Genomic DNA, 18,224 nt, shown 5'->3' with positions numbered 1-18,224 from the left:
TGCCGCCCGGTCGAAAAAAGGGGCCGTGAGGCCCCTTTTCTGAAACTCGCAGAATTAGCGACGCAGACCCAGACGCTCAATCAGCGAAGAGTAACGTGCAACATCTTTACGTTTCAGGTAGTCGAGCAGTTTACGACGCTGAGAAACCATACGCAGCAGACCACGACGGCTGTGGTGATCTTTTTTGTGCTCTGCAAAGTGACCTTGCAGGTGGTTGATCTGTGCAGTCAGCAGGGCAACCTGAACTTCAGTAGAACCGCTGTCGTTTTCGCCACGACCAAACTCAGAAACGATTTTTGCTTTAGCTTCAACGCTTAGAGACATTTTCAAACTCCAAAAATTAAAAGAAAGAAAGGGTGCCGATCTCTAATTCAGCAACCCCTGATATAACACCCGAAAATGTTAAAACACTTTGGCGGGCATTAAGCGGCGATATTCTACTCGCAGCAGCCTTTTATCGCAAGAAAAGCACTCAGGCAGGGTATTCAACCACCAGCCGACGGGGAGCCACACGGCCTTCGTCGTCAATCTCACCCATGCCAAGAAACTTTTCTTCTTCACCTTCGGTCACACGAACTAATCCGTGCAGCCCCGCGCCCGAGGTACGAACGGGGTTACCGTTTTTAAAGTATACTGCCGAAGTTTCCGGAATATTAACCAGCGGATAATCCGAAGCGGGACTGTCCATTGGCATCAGTAACGGGTCCAAAAGCTGCGCTGCTGGAATATCTTGCGTATTAGCCTGCTCAACCAGAGCCTGCAGCTGCTCCAGTGTCACCATCCGCTCAACCGGGTATTTACTGACCGCAAGACGACGCAGGAAAATCACATGCGCACCGCAGCCAAGTTTCTCACCTAGATCATCGATAATTGTGCGAATGTAGGTACCTTTAGAACAGTGAATTTCCAGCTCAAGTTCATCACCTTCATGACGGATGAACAGTAGCTCATAGACTGTAATTGGTCGGGATTCACGTGGTACTTCAATCCCCTGACGGGCATATTCGTACAGTTTTTTCCCTTGGTATTTCAGCGCCGAATACATCGACGGTACCTGCTGGGTTTCCCCACGGAAGCTGTCGAGTGCCGCAGCAAGCTGTTCCGCGCTAAAGGTCATCGCACGTTCTTCCACGACCTGCCCATCGGCATCGGAAGTATCAGTACGCTGACCAAGCTTAGCAATCACACGGTAGCGCTTATCGGAATCCAGCAGATACTGGGAAAATTTGGTCGCTTCCCCAAGGCAAATCGGCAGCATACCGGTCGCAAGAGGATCCAGTGCACCAGTGTGCCCGGCCCGGTTGGCGTTATAAATACGTTTTACTTTCTGTAGCACGTCGTTACTGGACGCACCTTGCGGTTTATCCAGCAACAATACGCCGTGCACATCACGACCGCGACGACGAGGACGACTCATTAGTCCTCCTTGCTGTCGTCCGGGTTCACACGACGTTCATCATCATGCTTCACCACGCTGGTTACCAGATTCGACATGCGCATCCCTTCTACTAATGAGTTGTCGTAGAAGAACGTCAGCTCAGGAACGATACGCAGGCGCATTGCTTTCCCCAGCAGAGAGCGGATAAAACCGGATGCTTCCTGCAACGCTTTGATACCCGCTTTTACAGCGGCTTCATCCTGGTCGTTCAGAAAGGTAACAAACACTTTGGCATAGGCCAGATCGCGAGACATTTCCACGCCGGAAACGGTCGTCATCATGCCCAGGCGCGGGTCTTTAATTTCGCGTTGCAGGATGATAGCAATCTCTTTTTGCATCTCCTGCGCTACGCGCTGCGGGCGACCAAATTCTTTCGCCATAATAAATTCTCCAGACAAATAAGGGGGCCACGCGGCCCCCTTTAATTTTGTATAACCGGGTGTGGCGCTGCGCTTCCCCGGCCTACTAAACGATTAATCGATGGTACGTTGAATCTCGATAATTTCGAACACTTCGATCATATCGCCAACGCGAACATCGTTGTAGTTCTTAACACCGATACCACATTCCATGCCGTTACGGACTTCGTTAACGTCATCTTTGAAGCGACGCAGGGATTCCAGCTCACCTTCATAGATAACCACGTTGTCACGCAGTACGCGGATTGGGTTATGACGTTTAATCGTCCCTTCGGTAACCATACAGCCCGCGATGGCACCGAATTTCGGTGATTTGAACACATCACGCACTTCAGCAAGACCAATAATCTGCTGTTTCAGTTCCGGAGACAGCATGCCGCTCATTGCCGCTTTCACTTCGTCGATCAGATGATAGATGACGGAGTAGTAGCGCAGATCCAGACTTTCCGCGTCGATAACTTTACGGGCAGATGCATCGGCACGTACGTTAAAGCCAACCAGAATAGCGTTGGATGCAGCCGCCAGGGTTGCGTCGGTTTCGGTGATACCACCTACGCCGGAACCGATAATCTTCACTTTCACTTCGTCGGTAGACAGTTTCAGTAAAGAATCGGAGATCGCTTCCACAGAACCCTGAACGTCCGCTTTCAGTACGACGTTCACTTCGTGAACTTCGCCTTCGGTCATGTTAGCAAACATGTTCTCGAGTTTAGACTTCTGCTGACGCGCCAGCTTAACTTCGCGGAATTTACCCTGACGATACAACGCAACTTCACGCGCTTTTTTCTCGTCACGAACAACGGTCACTTCATCACCGGCAGCCGGAACACCGGACAGACCGAGGATTTCAACCGGAATGGACGGACCCGCTTCCAGTACTTCCTGACCCAGTTCGTTACGCATTGCACGAACGCGACCATACTCGAAGCCACACAGAACGATATCGCCCTTATGCAGCGTGCCTTCACGAACCAGAACGGTAGCAACCGGACCACGACCTTTATCAAGGAAGGATTCGATAACCGCGCCGCTCGCCATACCATTGCGAACCGCTTTCAGTTCCAGAACTTCAGCCTGCAGCAGGATAGCATTCAGCAAATCGTCAATACCGGTACCCGCTTTTGCAGATACAGGGATGAACTGCGCTTCGCCGCCCCACTCTTCCGGCATAACACCGTACTGGGACAGTTCGTTCTTAACGCGATCCATATCAGCTTCTGGTTTGTCGATTTTGTTTACCGCAACGACTAAAGGAACCTGCGCCGCTTTCGCGTGCTGGATAGCTTCAATAGTCTGCGGCATAACGCCATCATCGGCAGCAACAACCAGAACAACAATATCTGTCGCCTGCGCACCACGAGCACGCATGGAAGTAAATGCGGCGTGACCCGGGGTATCCAGGAAGGTGATCATACCGTTATCAGTTTCAACGTGATAAGCACCGATATGCTGGGTAATACCACCCGCTTCGCCGGATGCGACTTTAGTTGAACGAATATAGTCGAGCAGAGAAGTTTTACCGTGGTCGACGTGACCCATGATGGTCACAACCGGTGCCCGCGGTTCAGCAGCAGCGCCAGTATCACGGTCGCTCATTACCGCTTCTTCCAGCTCATTCTCACGACGCAGGGTCACTTTGTGGCCCATCTCTTCGGCAACCAGCTGTGCGGTTTCCTGGTCGATGACCTGGTTGATGGTAGCCATTGCGCCCAATTTCATCATTGCTTTGATGACCTGAGAGCCTTTGACTGCCATTTTGTTCGCCAGATCGCCAACGGTGATGGTTTCGCCAATCACAACATCACGGTTAACTGCCTGAGCTGGCTTCTGGAAACCTTGTTGCAGAGCAGAACCTTTACGATGCTTGCCGCCTTTGCCACCGCGAACAGCTGCACGGGCTTCTTCACGATCGGCTTTAGACTCAGCGTGTTTATTACCTTTCTTCGCCGGACGCGCAGCCTTAGTACTACGGGTACGACCACGACCACCTTCTACTTCACGATCGTTATCATCTTCAGCCTGACGCGCATGCTGAGAAGTCGTTACGTGATAGTCGGTAGTTTCTTCAGGGGTTTCTGGAGTTTCAGTCCAGTTTTTTTCATTTTCTTGAGCCATACGGCGTGCTTCTTCCGCTACACGGCGCGCTTCTTCTTCAAGTTTGCGGCGTGCTTCTTCTTCCGATTTGCGCTTCAGCTCCGCAGCTTCGTTCTCGCGGCGGGACTTCTCAGCCTGGGCGGTTTTGGTCATATCGTCGGTTTGTTGATTGCTCACTTTGTCTTTTTCCGCGGCTTCACGTTTCGCTTTCTCAGCGAGTTCACGTTTAGCTTGTTCTGCGGCCTCACGTTCAGCTTTTAATTGCGCCTCGCGTTTGGCCGATTCTTCTGCCTCACGACGGGCTTGCTCTTCCGCTTCACGCTGCGCCTGCTCTTCCGCGGCAAGGCGTTCAGCCTCTTGCGGATCGCGTTTCACAAAGGTGCGTTTCTTGCGGACTTCGATTTGTACCGATTTACTCTTTCCACCGGTACCTGGAATATTTAACGTGCTGCGCGTTTTGCGCTGCAGCGTCAGCTTGTCGGGCGCCGAGCCGTGTTCACGGTTCAGGTGCGTCAACAAGGTTTGCTTCTCTTGCGCGGTCACAGAATCATCAACCGATTTGCGAATCCCTGCATCAGCAAATTGCTGTATCAGGCGATCCACAGAGGTCTGAATTTCTGAGGCCAGCGCTTTAATGGTCACATCTGTCATGCTGTTCCTTCCTGCTACAGTTTATTACGCTTCGTCGCCGAACCAACAAATATTACGTGCGGCCATGATGAGCTCTCCGGCTTTTTCGTCAGTTAAGCCTTCGATATCAGCCAGATCATCAATGCCCTGCTCGGCGAGATCTTCCAGCGTACAAACACCACGGGCAGCCAGGGTAAATGCCAGAGAGCGGTCCAAACCTTCCAGATTCAATAAATCATCTGCAGGTTTGCTGTCTCCCAGGCTTTCTTCCTTAGCCAGCGCCAGCGTGGTCAGCGCATTTTTCGCACGCTCACGAAGTGCTTCAACGGTGGATTCATCCAGACCGTCAATTTCTAGCAGTTCTTTCATTGGCACGTAGGCCAGTTCTTCCAGAGTGGCGAAACCTTCTTCAACCAGCAGTGTGGCGAAATCTTCATCAATATCAAGATATTTAGTGAAGGTATCAATTGCTGCATGGGCTTCAGCCTGATGCTTAGCCTGTAGGTCGTCAACGGTCATAACGTTGAGTTCCCAACCACTCAGTTGCGAAGCAAGACGCACGTTTTGACCATTACGACCAATTGCCTGCGCCAGATTGCCTGCTTCTACTGCGATATCCATGGTGTGTTTGTCTTCATCCACCACGATAGACGCAACGTCAGCCGGTGCCATCGCGTTAATCACGAACTGCGCCGGATTATCGTCCCAAAGAACGATATCGATACGTTCACCACCCAGCTCAGTTGAAACTGCCTGAACGCGCGCACCGCGCATACCTACGCAAGCACCGACCGGGTCAATACGCTTGTCGTTGGTTTTCACTGCGATTTTAGCACGAGAGCCAGGGTCGCGAGCGGCGGCTTTAATTTCGAGAACTTCTTCACCAATTTCTGGAACCTCAATGCGGAACAATTCGATCAGCATTTCTGGTTTAGAACGGGTGACAAATAGCTGAGCACCACGTGCTTCTGGGCGTACTGCATACAGTACACCACGGATACGATCGCCCGGACGGAAGTTTTCACGCGGCAGCATATCTTCACGCAGGATCACAGCTTCAGCATTACTACCAAGATCCAGCGTAATATTGTCGCGATTCACCTTTTTCACTACGCCGGTGATAATTTCACCTTCGTGCTCACGGAACTGATCGACGACCATTGCACGCTCGGCTTCACGCACTTTTTGTACGATAACCTGCTTCGCTGTCTGTGTAGTGATACGGTCAAAAGTGACGGATTCGATCTGATCTTCGACGTAGTCGCCAGGATTCATGCTTTCGTCTTCGTAGCGTGCAGCTTCCAGCGTGATCTCACGAGTCGGCATTGTCACTTCTTCGACGACCAGCCAGCGACGGTAGGTATCGAAATCACCGCTTTTACGGTCGATTTCTACGCGAACATCGATCTCTTGCTCGTATTTTTTCTTGGTAGCCGTTGCTAGCGCACTTTCCAACGCTTCGAAAATCTTCTCACGTGGCAGCGCCTTTTCGTTGGAAACGGCTTCAACAACAGCCAAAATTTCTTTGTTCATCGGGGCCTTTCACCTCAATCCAGACTGTTAAAAGTGGGGAACCAGGTTCGCCTTCTGGATGTTACTCAGCGCGAACACTTCATCTTTGCCTTCGACGGTTACCGTGATCATCTCACCGTCTACCGCTTTGATAATGCCCTGCCATTTGCGTCGGTTTTGTACCGCCATGCGCAGAACCAGCGAAACCTCTTCACCGGAGAAACGCTCATAGTGTTCGGCGGTAAACATTGGACGCTCAAGACCTGGGGAAGAAACCTCCAGATTATAAGCGACGGTGATCGGGTCTTCGACATCCATGACAGCACTGACCTGGTGGCTCACATCAGCACAATCATCAACATTGATGCCATTTTCACTATCAATATAGATGCGCAGTGTGGATGTGCGACTGCGAATAAATTCGATGCCAACCAGCTCAAAGCCAAGCGCTTCAACTGGCGCAGTGAGCATCTCTGTTAATTTTTGCTCTAATGTGGACAAACCCACCCCCAAGACATAAAAAAAGGGCGTATAGCCCAGTTATTCTGAAGTCAGATAACAAAAAACCCCGATAAATCGGGGCTTTAGATAACTGAACCCTGAGATCGCACCTGCGATCTGGAACACTTTCCAGAAGAATTCTTTCAAATTCGGCTACGAAGGACCCGGTCCTCACAGTATATTTGAAAAAGTACTTAATGGGAAAGTGGTTGCGGGGGCCGGATTTGAACCGACGACCTTCGGGTTATGAGCCCGACGAGCTACCAGGCTGCTCCACCCCGCGCCTGAAACGTGGCATATTTTACTCGCTTTGAGTAAAAGACGCAAATACTGCTGGGATTTGGTACCGAGGACGGGACATAAAATCGTGGTGAATTGTATTGATACATCATATATTTTGTCAACATGAATTTCACATTACCCGGTTTTCGTTTGTACTGGTATTTCAGGGGTTTTTTAGTAAAAAGACAATCAGCCCCTTCCTGTCTCCAGCAAAAGATGATTAAATGAAAACTCACAATTAATGCATAAACATGCAATTAAGATTGTTGAGTCGAACTCACCACAGTCTATCTAGCAGGGTTTTATTTTATGACGACGATTCTCAAGCATCTCCCGGTTGGTCAACGTATTGGTATCGCTTTCTCTGGTGGGCTGGATACCAGTGCCGCACTGCTTTGGATGCGCAAAAAAGGCGCAGTCCCCTATGCATATACCGCCAACCTCGGCCAGCCAGACGAAGACGATTATGATGCCATTCCTCGTCGTGCTAAAGAATATGGTGCAGAAGGCGCTCGTCTGATCGACTGCCGTAAGCAACTGGTCGCTGAAGGCATCGCCGCCATTCAGTGTGGTGCATTTCATAACACCACCGGTGGATTGACCTACTTTAACACGACGCCTTTGGGTCGCGCTGTCACCGGTACCATGCTGGTTGCCGCGATGAAAGAAGATGGTGTAAACATCTGGGGCGACGGTAGCACCTATAAAGGCAACGATATCGAACGCTTCTATCGTTATGGTCTGCTAACCAATGCCGAGCTGCAAATCTACAAACCATGGCTGGATAGCGACTTTATCGATGAGTTAGGCGGCCGCCTGGAAATGTCCGAGTTTATGATTTCCTGTGGCTTCGATTATAAAATGTCCGTTGAAAAAGCCTACTCCACTGACTCCAACATGCTGGGCGCAACGCACGAAGCCAAAGATCTTGAGTTTCTGAACTCCAGCGTCAAGATTGTTAACCCGATCATGGGTGTCAAATTCTGGGACGAAAACGTCAAAATTCCTGCGGAAGAAGTTACCGTTCGTTTTGAACAGGGTCACCCGGTTGCGCTGAATGGACAGACCTTCAGTGATGACGTTGAGCTGATGATGGAAGCCAACCGCATCGGCGGTCGCCATGGTCTGGGTATGAGCGATCAGATTGAAAACCGTATTATTGAAGCGAAGAGCCGTGGGATTTATGAAGCCCCGGGGATGGCGCTGCTGCATATTGCTTATGAGCGTCTGCTGACCGGTATTCACAATGAAGACACTATCGAGCAATACCATGCGCATGGTCGCCAGCTGGGTCGCCTGCTGTATCAAGGACGCTGGTTTGACTCTCAAGCACTGATGCTGCGTGACGGTCTGCAACGCTGGGTGGCAAGCCAAATCACTGGCGAAGTGACTCTGGAACTGCGTCGTGGCAACGACTACTCCATCCTGAATACTGTCTCTGATAATCTGACTTATAAGGCAGAGCGTTTGACGATGGAAAAAGGCGACTCGATGTTCTCCGCTGAGGATCGTATTGGCCAGTTAACCATGCGTAACCTGGATATCACTGATACCCGCGAGAAGCTGTTTGGCTACGCTCAGTCTGGACTGCTGACGGCCTCTTCTGCTACCGGCTTGCCGCAGGTGGAAAACCTGGAGAATAAAGGTAAGTAGTTTCCAGAGAAAATACCGAAGGCCGCGCTAGCGGCCTTTTTTATACAACAAACAACGGCATCAAGGCGAAGCGGAGTAATAACAGGAGCGATGCTTCTTTTCGCTTTCTTTAGACGAAAAAAAAGACGCTTTTCAGCGTCTTTTCTTCGAAATATTGGTACCGAGGATGGGACTCGAACCCACAAGCCCGTTAGGGCACTACCACCTCAAGGTAGCGTGTCTACCAATTCCACCACCTCGGTACGGATACTATTTATTAGCGCGGGATATCACTGCTCGGCTGGGCCGGAGCTGTCGGCTGAGTTTGCTCAGTTTTTGGAGCACTCAGATTATCCCACTCACTTCCTTTATTGGTCTTGTTGCTGTTGATGTTACCCAGCGCCAGACTGATGATGAAGAACAGCGCAGCAAGAATGCCTGTCATGCGGGTCATGAAGTTACCTGAACCACTAGAACCAAACAACGTGCCGGAAGCGCCTGCTCCGAAGGAGGCTCCCATATCAGCGCCTTTACCTTGCTGCAGCATAATCAGACCAACCAGGCCAATCGCCACAATAAGGAAAACAACTAAAAGAGCTTCGTACATAATCAACCTGTTCCTTGCGGATTCGCCGCATACCAAGTGCTTCGACCAATAAAGCGGGACGTTTTGATGTTTCCCACTGAAGCGGGTGTGAATACTAACCAAAGCGAATGACCTTCGCAAGGGCAATTTCAGCGCATTGTATCAAGTGCGGAAAAAAACAGCAAAAAACGTTTATTTGTCGATTATAAGGCGACAAGCGCCGCCTTTTTAATCACTTAGCCAGATATATCAAACGCTCTTAACTGCATCAGCGATACGATGAGCAAACTCATGTACCTGCTCTTGATGTTCACCTTCTACCATCACACGAATTAGCGGCTCAGTTCCTGATTTACGCAGTAACACACGCCCTCGGTTACCCAGCGCGGTTTCCACTTCTGCCGTTACCGCTTTCACATGTTCATGTTCCAGTGGATTACCGCTACCTTCAGTAAAGCGAACATTGACCAGAATTTGCGGGAACATTTTCATACCACTGCATAAGTCATGTAGACTCATGTGGTTACGCGCCATTGCCGCAACCACCTGCAGGCTGGCGACGATACCATCTCCCGTCGTAGTCTTATCCAACAGAATCACGTGACCAGAGTTTTCCGCACCGATACGCCAGCCTTTCTCCTGAAGTTTCTCCAGTACATAGCGGTCCCCTACTTTTGCACGAACAAAAGGAATACCTAGCTGTTTGAGCGCCAGTTCCAGACCCATGTTGCTCATGAGTGTCCCAACGGCACCGCCTCTTAGCTGCCCCTGACGTAACCCTTCACGGGCAATGATGTAGAGAATCTGGTCACCATCAACTTTGTTGCCTTCATGATCAACCATAATGACGCGGTCGCCATCACCATCATAAGCAATACCCAAGTCAGCTTTTTCTGCCAATACGCGGGCCTGTAGAGCACGAACGTCTGTCGCTCCAACTTCTTCATTGATATTGAGACCATCAGGCTCGCAGCCCATTGTAATAACCTGGGCACCCAGCTCACGGAAAACGCTTGGGGCAATATGGTAAGTCGCCCCATGAGCACAATCGACCACGACTTTCAGAGCATTCAGGCTCAGCTCGTTCGGGAAGGTTCCCTTACAAAATTCAATATAGCGACCTGCGGCATCAACAATACGGCTGGCTTTACCCAGTTCTGCAGAATCTACGCAGGTGAGTTCCTTTTCCATCTCGGCTTCAATGGCTTCTTCAACTTCATCCGGTAACTTAGTGCCCTCGATGGAGAAAAATTTAATACCATTGTCATAGAACGGATTATGCGAGGCGGAAATCACAATCCCGGCTTCGGCACGGAACGTACGCGTCAGATAGGCGATTGCCGGAGTTGGCATCGGCCCGGTAAAGGAAGCAGATAGCCCCGCAGCAGCCAAACCGGCTTCCAGCGCAGACTCCAGCATATAGCCAGAAATACGTGTATCTTTACCTATAATAATTTTACGCGATCCATGGCGTGCCAGCACTTTTCCTGCCGCCCAGCCAAGCTTCAATACAAATTCCGGCGTAATTGGCGCATCACCTACGCGGCCACGAATACCATCAGTCCCAAAATATTTACGGTTACTCATAACGTTTATTTTCCTTAGCGGCCAAGGTAGCTTCCACCACACGCAGCGCTTCTACCGTTTCTTTGACATCATGGACGCGGATAATCTGCGCGCCCTGCATTGCTGCAATGACTGCGCAAGCCAGGCTACCATTCAGGCGCTCTGTCGGCCCAACATTCAGTAGCTGACCTACCATTGACTTACGCGACATACCTACCAGTAGCGGGAGACCGAAATGATGGAATTCCCCAAGCCGGGCAAGCAGTTCATAATTATGAGAAAGATTTTTACCGAAACCGAATCCCGGGTCGAGCAGCAATTTCTCTTTTGAGATACCAGCCCGCTCGCAACGCACAATATGTTCGACAAAAAAGCGCTCAACATCAGCAAAGACATCGGCATACTTTGGCGCTTCCTGCATTGTTTTCGGCTGTCCCTGCATGTGCATGAGACATACAGGTAACCCGGTTTCGGCTGCCGCTTCCAGCGCACCAGGCTCCGTGAGCGAACGAATATCATTGATGATATGCGCGCCGACCCGCGCTGACTCTCGAATGACTTCCGGCTTCGAGGTATCAACGGAAATCCACACCTCGAAGCGCTGAGCAATAGCTTCCACCGTCGGAATCACTCGTGCCAGCTCCTCCTCAACGCTAACATCCACAGCCCCCGGGCGTGTCGATTCTCCACCGATGTCAATGATGGTCGCTCCGGCGTTAATCATCAGATTGGCATGTTTAACCGCTTCTACCAGCGTATTGTGAGTCCCGCCATCAGAGAACGAGTCCGGTGTAACGTTGAGAATCCCCATCACATGTGGATGAGAGAGATCGAGGGTCGAACGCTGGGCTACGAGTTTCATCACAAAATCCCTGAATCAGAGAGAGGTTGAAAAAGAAAAACCCCGGAGCGGATGCCCAGGGGTTTTAGAAAAGTACAGCAGATCAATAGCGGCTAACTTATTTGTCGCCTAGCTGTTCTGACATGGTGTTGCCCGGGTTTGGCGTACGCGGTTCATCGACCGGACGCGGCGCACTCGGGGTGCCATTATTGCCAGAATTATTAGATGAACCCGGTTCTTCCCAGCCAGCTGGCGGGCGAACATCGCGGCGAGCCATCAGATCATCAATCTGCGGTGCATCGATGGTCTCATATTTCATGAGCGCATCTTTCATCGCGTGCAGGATGTCCATGTTATCGTTCAGAAGGCGACGTGCACGATCGTAGTTACGCTCAATCAGTGATTTCACTTCCTGGTCGATAATACGTGCCGTTTCATCGGACATATGCTTCGCTTTCGCAACGCTACGGCCAAGGAATACTTCGCCTTCTTCTTCCGCATACAGCAGCGGACCGAGTTTGTCAGAGAAGCCCCACTGGGTCACCATGTTACGCGCCAGGTTAGTCGCGACTTTAATGTCGTTCGACGCCCCGGTAGAAACATGCTCTACGCCGTAGATAATCTCTTCTGCAAGACGACCACCGTACAGAGTTGAGATCTGACTTTCCAGTTTCTGACGGCTGGCGCTGATTGCGTCGCCTTCAGGCAAGAAGAAGGTCACACCCAACGCACGTCCGCGCGGAATAATCGTCACTTTATGCACCGGATCGTGTTCCGGAACCAGACGACCAATAATCGCGTGGCCAGCTTCGTGATACGCGGTGGATTCCTTCTGCGCTTCTGTCATCACCATGGAGCGACGTTCCGCGCCCATCATGATTTTGTCTTTCGCTTTCTCGAACTCAACCATCGAAACAACACGCTTGTTGCCACGCGCAGCGAACAACGCAGCTTCGTTCACCAGGTTTGCCAGGTCAGCACCGGAGAAACCAGGTGTTCCGCGGGCAATGATTGCTGCATCGATATCAGGAGACAGCGGTACGCGACGCATGTGAACTTTAAGAATCTGTTCACGGCCACGGACATCCGGCAGACCCACCACAACCTGACGGTCAAAACGGCCAGGACGCAGCAGAGCCGGGTCAAGTACGTCAGGACGGTTAGTCGCAGCAATCACGATAATGCCTTCATTACCTTCGAAGCCATCCATCTCAACCAGCATTTGGTTCAGAGTCTGCTCACGTTCATCATGACCGCCGCCAAGACCGGCGCCACGCTGGCGACCAACGGCATCGATTTCATCGATGAAGATAATGCATGGAGCCGCTTTCTTGGCCTGTTCGAACATGTCACGCACACGTGATGCACCGACACCCACAAACATTTCAACAAAGTCAGAGCCCGAAATAGTAAAGAACGGTACTTTAGCTTCGCCAGCGATCGCTTTCGCCAACAGCGTTTTACCCGTACCCGGAGGACCAACCATCAGGACGCCTTTCGGGATTTTACCGCCCAGTTTCTGGAAGCGGCTTGGCTCGCGCAGGTATTCAACCAGTTCAGCCACTTCCTCTTTTGCTTCGTCACAACCCGCAACATCGGCAAAAGTGGTTTTGATCTGATCCTCCGTCAACATGCGCGCTTTGCTCTTACCGAACGACATGGCACCTTTGCCACCGCCGCCCTGCATCTGACGCATGAAGAAGATCCAGACACCAATCAACAACAGCATTGGGAACCAGGAAATGAAGATAGAAGCCAGCAGGCTTGGCTCTTCTGGCGGTTCGCCAACCACTTTGACGTTTTTCGTCAACAGGTTATCGAGCAGCTTCGGATCGTTAACCGGAATGTAAGTCGTGTAACGGTTACTATCTTTCTTGGTAACGTTAATCTCACGTCCGTTGATACGCGCTTCGCGAACCTGGTCCTGATTGACCTCTTGCAGGAAGGTTGAATAATCTACCTTTCGGCCATTCGACTCGCTGGGCCCAAAGCTCTGGAATACTGACATCAGCACAACGGCAATGACCAGCCAGAGTATTAGGTTTTTCGCCATGTCACTCAAGGGATTAACCTCTTATTACAACTGTGTTAAAAACAGCGTCAGGATACTCTATATCCAGTTTCTTTCAAACTTTCGTTTGAAATCTACCGGTTATGGTTTACGCCCGGTCGCTACAATGTACACTTCACGCGAACGGGCGCGAGAAGAGTCCGGCTTACGAACTTTGACCTTCGTAAACAGGGAGCGAATCTCTCTTAGATACTCATCGAAGCCTTCGCCCTGGAACACCTTCACTACAAAACTACCACCTGGCGCTAATACATCACGAGCCATTCCAAGCGCCAATTCCACCAGATACATGGCCCGGGGAATATCCACCGCCGGTGTTCCACACATATTTGGTGCCATATCGGACATGACCACTTGTACTTTACTGTCACCTACGCGCTCAAGTAACGCTTTCAGGACTAATTCATCACGAAAGTCACCCTGAAGGAAGTCCACACCGACGATTGGATCCATAGGTAAAAGATCGCAAGCAATGATGCGGCCGCTGTTACCGATCTGCGTAACCGCGTATTGCGACCAGCCACCGGGTGCAGCGCCGAGGTCAACAATCGTCATCCCCGGTTTAAAAATTTTGTCACTTTGCTGTATTTCATCAAGTTTAAACCAGGCACGGGAACGTAACCCCTTTTTCTGTGCCTGTTGAACATATTTATCGCTAAAGTGTTCCTGGAGCCAACGACTTGAGCTGGCAGAACGCTTTTTACCTGTCATTTAACATTCCCATTTCGGGTTCATCATACTTTGCGACGTAAAAATCGACGCGGTAGTTTGGCGATATATGGGAGATGGCGGTAGAATGAACCGTTTTCAATCCCAACGTAAGCAAAAAAATACGATGAATCTGAGTACTAAACAAAAACAGCACCTGAAAGGTCTGGCACATCCGCTCAAGCCGGTAGTTATGCTTGGCAACAATGGTTTGACCGAAGGGGTACTGGCCGAGATTGAACAAGCGTTAGAGCACCATGAACTTATCAAGGTGAAGATCGCCTCGGAAGATCGCGACACTAAAACCTTGATCGTGGAAGCCATCGTGCGCGAAACCGGCGCCTGTAACGTACAGGTCATCGGTAAAACGCTGGTCCTGTATCGCCCGACTAAAGAGCGTAAAATCTCGCTGCCACGCTAAGAATATCCTGGTTATCGACACAACTTTGTGTAAATCGAGGGTTTTCTGCGGGTAGACGAGCAAAATGCCATGCTCCGGACGTTGATAAAAGGCCGCTATGCGGCCTTTTTCCTTTCTTTACAATCCATCAACATCGTAGCCGTAAATTCGGATTAAAGGTACTCAACCTTAATAATTTCGAATTCGACTTCACCGCCTGGTGTACGGATTACGACAACATCATCCTGTTCTTTACCGATCAGGCCACGTGCAATCGGCGAGTTTACAGAAATCAGATTTTGCTTAAAATCAGCTTCATCGTCGCCAACGATACGGTAAGTCTGCTCTTCATCGGTATCAAGATTCAGAACGCTGACCGTAGAACCAAAAATCACCCGACCATTGTTGGGCATTTTGGTGATATCGATAACCTGCGCATTCGACAGTTTCGCTTCGATATCCTTAATGCGACCTTCACAAAAACCCTGCTGTTCACGAGCGGCATGATACTCAGCATTCTCTTTCAGATCGCCGTGCTCACGGGCATCAGCGATAGCAGCAATAATTTCAGGGCGGCGCACGGACTTCAGAAAATCCAGTTCTTCGCGCAATTTTTCAGCGCCACGTAAGGTCATCGGAATAGCTTGCATTTGTTATACCTCTTTATCATTCTTTCATGGAACGGACACCGCCGTTCCGCAACCAGCCAAGCCTTAAGCAAGACAGGAGCAAAAAGAAAACCGACCCGGGAAGCAATCCCCAGGTCAGCAGCAATTTTCAATTTGATATGTATTTTACCCTGAAGTTCACTATGGGTCATCGTTTACTTTACAGGGTGTTGCACCGTAGTATGACGGCTCGGTTTCAGGTTGTTAGCGCGAGATTATGCGATTTTCCAGATTTATCATCGGATTGACTGCCGGCATAGCGATTAGCGCTCAAGCGGCGAATATTGACGAGTACATCAACCAGCTTCCTGCGGGTGCGAACCTTGCCTTTATGGCACAAAAGGTAGGCTCCCCGACGCCGGAGATAGACTTTCACAGCCAACAAATGGCGCTCCCAGCCAGCACCCAGAAAGTGATAACCGCTCTGGCCGCGCTGCTGCAACTGGGTCCGAATTTCCGCTTCACTACGACGCTGGAAACTAAAGGCAATCTTGAAGGTGGCGTACTAAAGGGCGATCTTATTGCCCGTTTCGGCGGCGATCCAACGCTCAAACGCCAGGATATACGTAATATGGTCGCCACGTTGAAAAAAGCGGGTGTCCAGCGTATTGAAGGCAATGTGCTTATCGATACTTCTGTGTTTGCCAGTCATGACAAAGCGCCAGGCTGGCCGTGGAATGATATGACACAATGCTTTAGCGCGCCCCCAGCGGCGGCTATTGTCGATCGCAACTGCTTCTCCATTTCGCTCTACAGCGCGCAAAAGCCGGGAGATCTGGCGTTTATCCGCGTGGCATCTTACTACCCGGTGACCATGTTCAGCCAGGTGCGCACTTTGGCCCGTGGCTCTTCTGAAGCACAATACTGTGAGCTTGATGTGGTCCCCGGCGATCTAAATCGCTACACCTTGACCGGATGTCTGCCGCAGCGCAGCGAGCCGTTACCGCTGGCCTTCGCCATCCAGGATGGTGCGGGCTATGCCGGTGCGATTCTGAAGTCTGAACTGACTGATGCCGGCATTACCTGGAGCGGTACGCTGCTGCGCCAGACATTGGCTAACGACCCCGGTACCGTGCTTGCAACAACCCAATCTGCACCGCTGCACGACCTGCTGCGGATCATGCTGAAAAAATCAGACAATATGATTGCCGATACCGTATTTCGTACCATTGGACACGCCCGTTTCGGCGTACCGGGCACCTGGCGAGCGGGTTCCGATGCAGTACGGCAAATCCTGCGCCAGCAGGCCGGTGTGGATCTCGGGAATACCATTATTGCCGATGGCTCAGGTTTGTCGCGTCATAACCTCATCGCGCCGGCGACAATGATGCAGGTACTGCAGTACATTGCTCAGCACGATAACGAGCTTAACTTTATCTCAATGCTGCCACTGGCTGGCCATGATGGTTCTCTGCAATACCGTGCAGGTCTACATCAGGCAGGGGTTGATGGAAAAGTGTCGGCCAAAACGGGTTCACTGCAAGGGGTGTATAACCTGGCCGGGTTCATCACTACGGCCAGCGGACAGAAGGTCGCTTTCGTGCAATATTTATCAGGCTATGCCGTACCGCCAGCCGATCAGCGCAATCGACGTATTCCGCTCGTGCGGTTTGAGAGCCGACTGTACAAAGACCTGTATCAGAATAACTAAAGCAAAAGGGCCGCATCATATGCGGCCCTTTCATTTTATCCAGGTTAACGTTTGTAGATGAATTCGACGCCTTCTTCGTCGTCTTCGTCCCAATCGTCATCCCAATCTTCATCATCTTCCACTGCAGCTTCTTCAAGCTGCTGACGGTGGTAGTCATCCCACATAAACTCGACTTTTTCTGCGGGCTTCGCTTCTTCCGCATGAACGATTGGATTTTCGATGATAAAGGTCATCACGTCCCAGCACAGATCCTTCACCCCCTGCTGGCTGGCGGCAGAAATCAGATAGAACTTGTCTTCCCAGCCCAGCGCTTCAGCGATGGTTTTCGCTTTGGCTTCCGCCTCGACTTTATCCATCAGGTCGATCTTGTTAAAGACCAACCAACGCGGTTTAGAAGCCAGTTTCTCGCTGTACTTCTCCAGCTCACCGATAATGATCCGCGCGTTCTCAACCGGATCGGAGCCGTCAATCGGTTCGATATCAATGAGGTGCAAGAGTACACGGCAGCGTTCAAGGTGCTTCAGGAAGCGAATACCAAGACCGGCTCCCTCTGCTGCGCCTTCAATCAGTCCTGGGATATCCGCAACGACGAAGCTCTTCTCGTTGTCCATACGCACAACACCGAGGCTCGGTACCAGCGTAGTAAACGGATAATCAGCGACTTTGGGCTTCGCTGCTGAGACTGCACGAATAAAGGTGGATTTACCCGCATTCGGCATTCCCAGCATCCCTACGTCTGCCAGCAGCATCAGCTCCAGTTGCAGATCGCGTTTATCGCCTGGTGTACCCATGGTTTTCTGACGCGGGGTACGGTTGACAGACGATTTGAAGCGGGTGTTACCCAGACCGTGCCAGCCGCCTTTTGCGACCATCAGACGTTGACCGTGCTTGGTCATATCGCCCATCGTCTCACCGGTCCCCTGGTCAATCACACGGGTCCCTACCGGCACCTTCACCGTCACATCTTTACCGCGCTTACCGGTACAATCGCGACTCTGACCATTCTGTCCACGCTCAGCGCGGAAGGACTTCTCAAAACGGTAGTCGATCAAGGTATTCAGGTTCTCATCCGCTTCAAGCCAGACATCACCACCATCACCACCATCACCACCGTCCGGGCCGCCTCTCGGGATATATTTTTCGCGGCGGAAGCTAACGCAACCATTGCCGCCATCACCTGCTACGACCAGGATCGTTGCTTCATCAACAAACTTCATTTTACTCT

Annotated in this window: 16 protein-coding genes and 2 tRNA genes; 3 read left to right on the top strand and 15 right to left on the bottom strand. The window is 51.0% G+C overall.

The window, feature by feature from the left end; genetic code table 11:
* Nucleotides 1–54: 54 nt before the first annotated feature.
* From rpsO to DA718_RS03235, 7 genes are all read right to left on the bottom strand, one after another.
* Entirely contained in the window at nucleotides 55–324 is a 270-nt protein-coding gene (rpsO, locus tag DA718_RS03265) for a 30S ribosomal protein S15 (protein WP_004106090.1), read from the bottom strand.
* 148 nt (nucleotides 325–472) lie between these two features.
* On the bottom strand, nucleotides 473–1,417 hold the full coding sequence (gene truB / locus DA718_RS03260; RefSeq protein ID WP_112213569.1) for a tRNA pseudouridine(55) synthase TruB: 945 nt from the start codon (nucleotides 1,415–1,417) through the stop codon (nucleotides 473–475).
* Nucleotides 1,417–1,818: a 30S ribosome-binding factor RbfA gene (gene rbfA / locus DA718_RS03255; protein ID WP_110272870.1), complete on the bottom strand. Its 402-nt coding sequence runs from the start codon at nucleotides 1,816–1,818 to the stop codon at nucleotides 1,417–1,419. Before rbfA ends, truB begins: the two co-directional genes overlap by 1 nt.
* 93 nt (nucleotides 1,819–1,911) lie before the next feature.
* Nucleotides 1,912–4,602: a translation initiation factor IF-2 gene (gene infB / locus DA718_RS03250; protein WP_112213568.1), complete on the bottom strand. Its 2,691-nt coding sequence runs from the start codon at nucleotides 4,600–4,602 to the stop codon at nucleotides 1,912–1,914.
* Nucleotides 4,603–4,626: 24 nt separating this feature from the next.
* Complete coding sequence (nusA, locus tag DA718_RS03245) at nucleotides 4,627–6,114, bottom strand: transcription termination factor NusA (protein ID WP_110272868.1); 1,488 nt, start codon at nucleotides 6,112–6,114, stop codon at nucleotides 4,627–4,629.
* A gap of 27 nt (nucleotides 6,115–6,141) precedes the next feature.
* The gene (gene rimP / locus DA718_RS03240) at nucleotides 6,142–6,594 is read right to left on the bottom strand and encodes a ribosome maturation factor RimP (protein ID WP_142512701.1); all 453 of its coding nucleotides are present in this window, start codon (nucleotides 6,592–6,594) and stop codon (nucleotides 6,142–6,144) included.
* Nucleotides 6,595–6,800: 206 nt separating this feature from the next.
* Nucleotides 6,801–6,877: transfer RNA gene (locus DA718_RS03235), tRNA-Met, on the bottom strand.
* Nucleotides 6,878–7,185: 308 nt separating this feature from the next.
* Here DA718_RS03235 and argG point away from each other — a divergent pair.
* Nucleotides 7,186–8,529 (top strand): argininosuccinate synthase, encoded by a 1,344-nt coding sequence (gene argG, locus DA718_RS03230; RefSeq protein WP_112213567.1) that lies wholly within the window; start codon nucleotides 7,186–7,188, stop codon nucleotides 8,527–8,529.
* Nucleotides 8,530–8,684: 155 nt separating this feature from the next.
* Here argG and DA718_RS03225 read toward each other — a convergent pair.
* From DA718_RS03225 to rlmE, 6 genes are all read right to left on the bottom strand, one after another.
* Nucleotides 8,685–8,771: transfer RNA gene (locus DA718_RS03225), tRNA-Leu, on the bottom strand.
* Nucleotides 8,772–8,785: 14 nt separating this feature from the next.
* Complete coding sequence (secG, locus tag DA718_RS03220) at nucleotides 8,786–9,115, bottom strand: preprotein translocase subunit SecG (RefSeq protein ID WP_112213566.1); 330 nt, start codon at nucleotides 9,113–9,115, stop codon at nucleotides 8,786–8,788.
* A 228-nt stretch (nucleotides 9,116–9,343) separates the two neighbouring features.
* Complete coding sequence (gene glmM / locus DA718_RS03215; protein ID WP_110272865.1) at nucleotides 9,344–10,681, bottom strand: phosphoglucosamine mutase; 1,338 nt, start codon at nucleotides 10,679–10,681, stop codon at nucleotides 9,344–9,346.
* Nucleotides 10,674–11,522 (bottom strand): dihydropteroate synthase, encoded by an 849-nt coding sequence (gene folP, locus DA718_RS03210; protein ID WP_112213565.1) that lies wholly within the window; start codon nucleotides 11,520–11,522, stop codon nucleotides 10,674–10,676. The genes glmM and folP overlap by 8 nt, the downstream gene beginning before the upstream one ends.
* 97 nt (nucleotides 11,523–11,619) lie before the next feature.
* Entirely contained in the window at nucleotides 11,620–13,554 is a 1,935-nt protein-coding gene (gene ftsH / locus DA718_RS03205) for an ATP-dependent zinc metalloprotease FtsH (RefSeq protein WP_112213564.1), read from the bottom strand.
* A gap of 99 nt (nucleotides 13,555–13,653) precedes the next feature.
* Entirely contained in the window at nucleotides 13,654–14,283 is a 630-nt protein-coding gene (gene rlmE, locus DA718_RS03200) for a 23S rRNA (uridine(2552)-2'-O)-methyltransferase RlmE (protein ID WP_004106110.1), read from the bottom strand.
* 124 nt (nucleotides 14,284–14,407) lie between these two features.
* On the opposite strand from rlmE, the gene yhbY reads away from it, so the two are divergent.
* Nucleotides 14,408–14,701 carry a ribosome assembly RNA-binding protein YhbY gene (gene yhbY, locus DA718_RS03195; protein WP_003025016.1) on the top strand — a complete coding sequence of 98 codons (294 nt, stop codon included), beginning with the start codon at nucleotides 14,408–14,410 and terminating at the stop codon, nucleotides 14,699–14,701.
* Nucleotides 14,702–14,853: 152 nt separating this feature from the next.
* Here yhbY and greA read toward each other — a convergent pair whose 3' ends face one another.
* Nucleotides 14,854–15,330, bottom strand: coding sequence for a transcription elongation factor GreA (gene greA / locus DA718_RS03190; protein WP_112213563.1), 477 nt, complete (start codon nucleotides 15,328–15,330; stop codon nucleotides 14,854–14,856).
* A gap of 235 nt (nucleotides 15,331–15,565) precedes the next feature.
* Between greA and dacB the strand changes: the two genes are divergently transcribed.
* Nucleotides 15,566–16,999, top strand: coding sequence for a serine-type D-Ala-D-Ala carboxypeptidase (gene dacB / locus DA718_RS03180; RefSeq protein ID WP_110272861.1), 1,434 nt, complete (start codon nucleotides 15,566–15,568; stop codon nucleotides 16,997–16,999).
* Between the two features lie 44 nt (nucleotides 17,000–17,043).
* On the opposite strand, the gene cgtA is transcribed toward dacB, so the two are convergent.
* Entirely contained in the window at nucleotides 17,044–18,216 is a 1,173-nt protein-coding gene (gene cgtA, locus DA718_RS03175; RefSeq protein ID WP_112213561.1) for an Obg family GTPase CgtA, read from the bottom strand.
* Nucleotides 18,217–18,224 lie beyond the last annotated feature (8 nt).

It is taken from the genome of Klebsiella huaxiensis, from assembly GCF_003261575.2.
Classification (GTDB): domain Bacteria; phylum Pseudomonadota; class Gammaproteobacteria; order Enterobacterales; family Enterobacteriaceae; genus Klebsiella; species Klebsiella huaxiensis.
The sequence above is the reverse complement of the archived record's forward strand: the minus strand, read 5'-3'. Positions and strand labels throughout refer to the sequence as shown.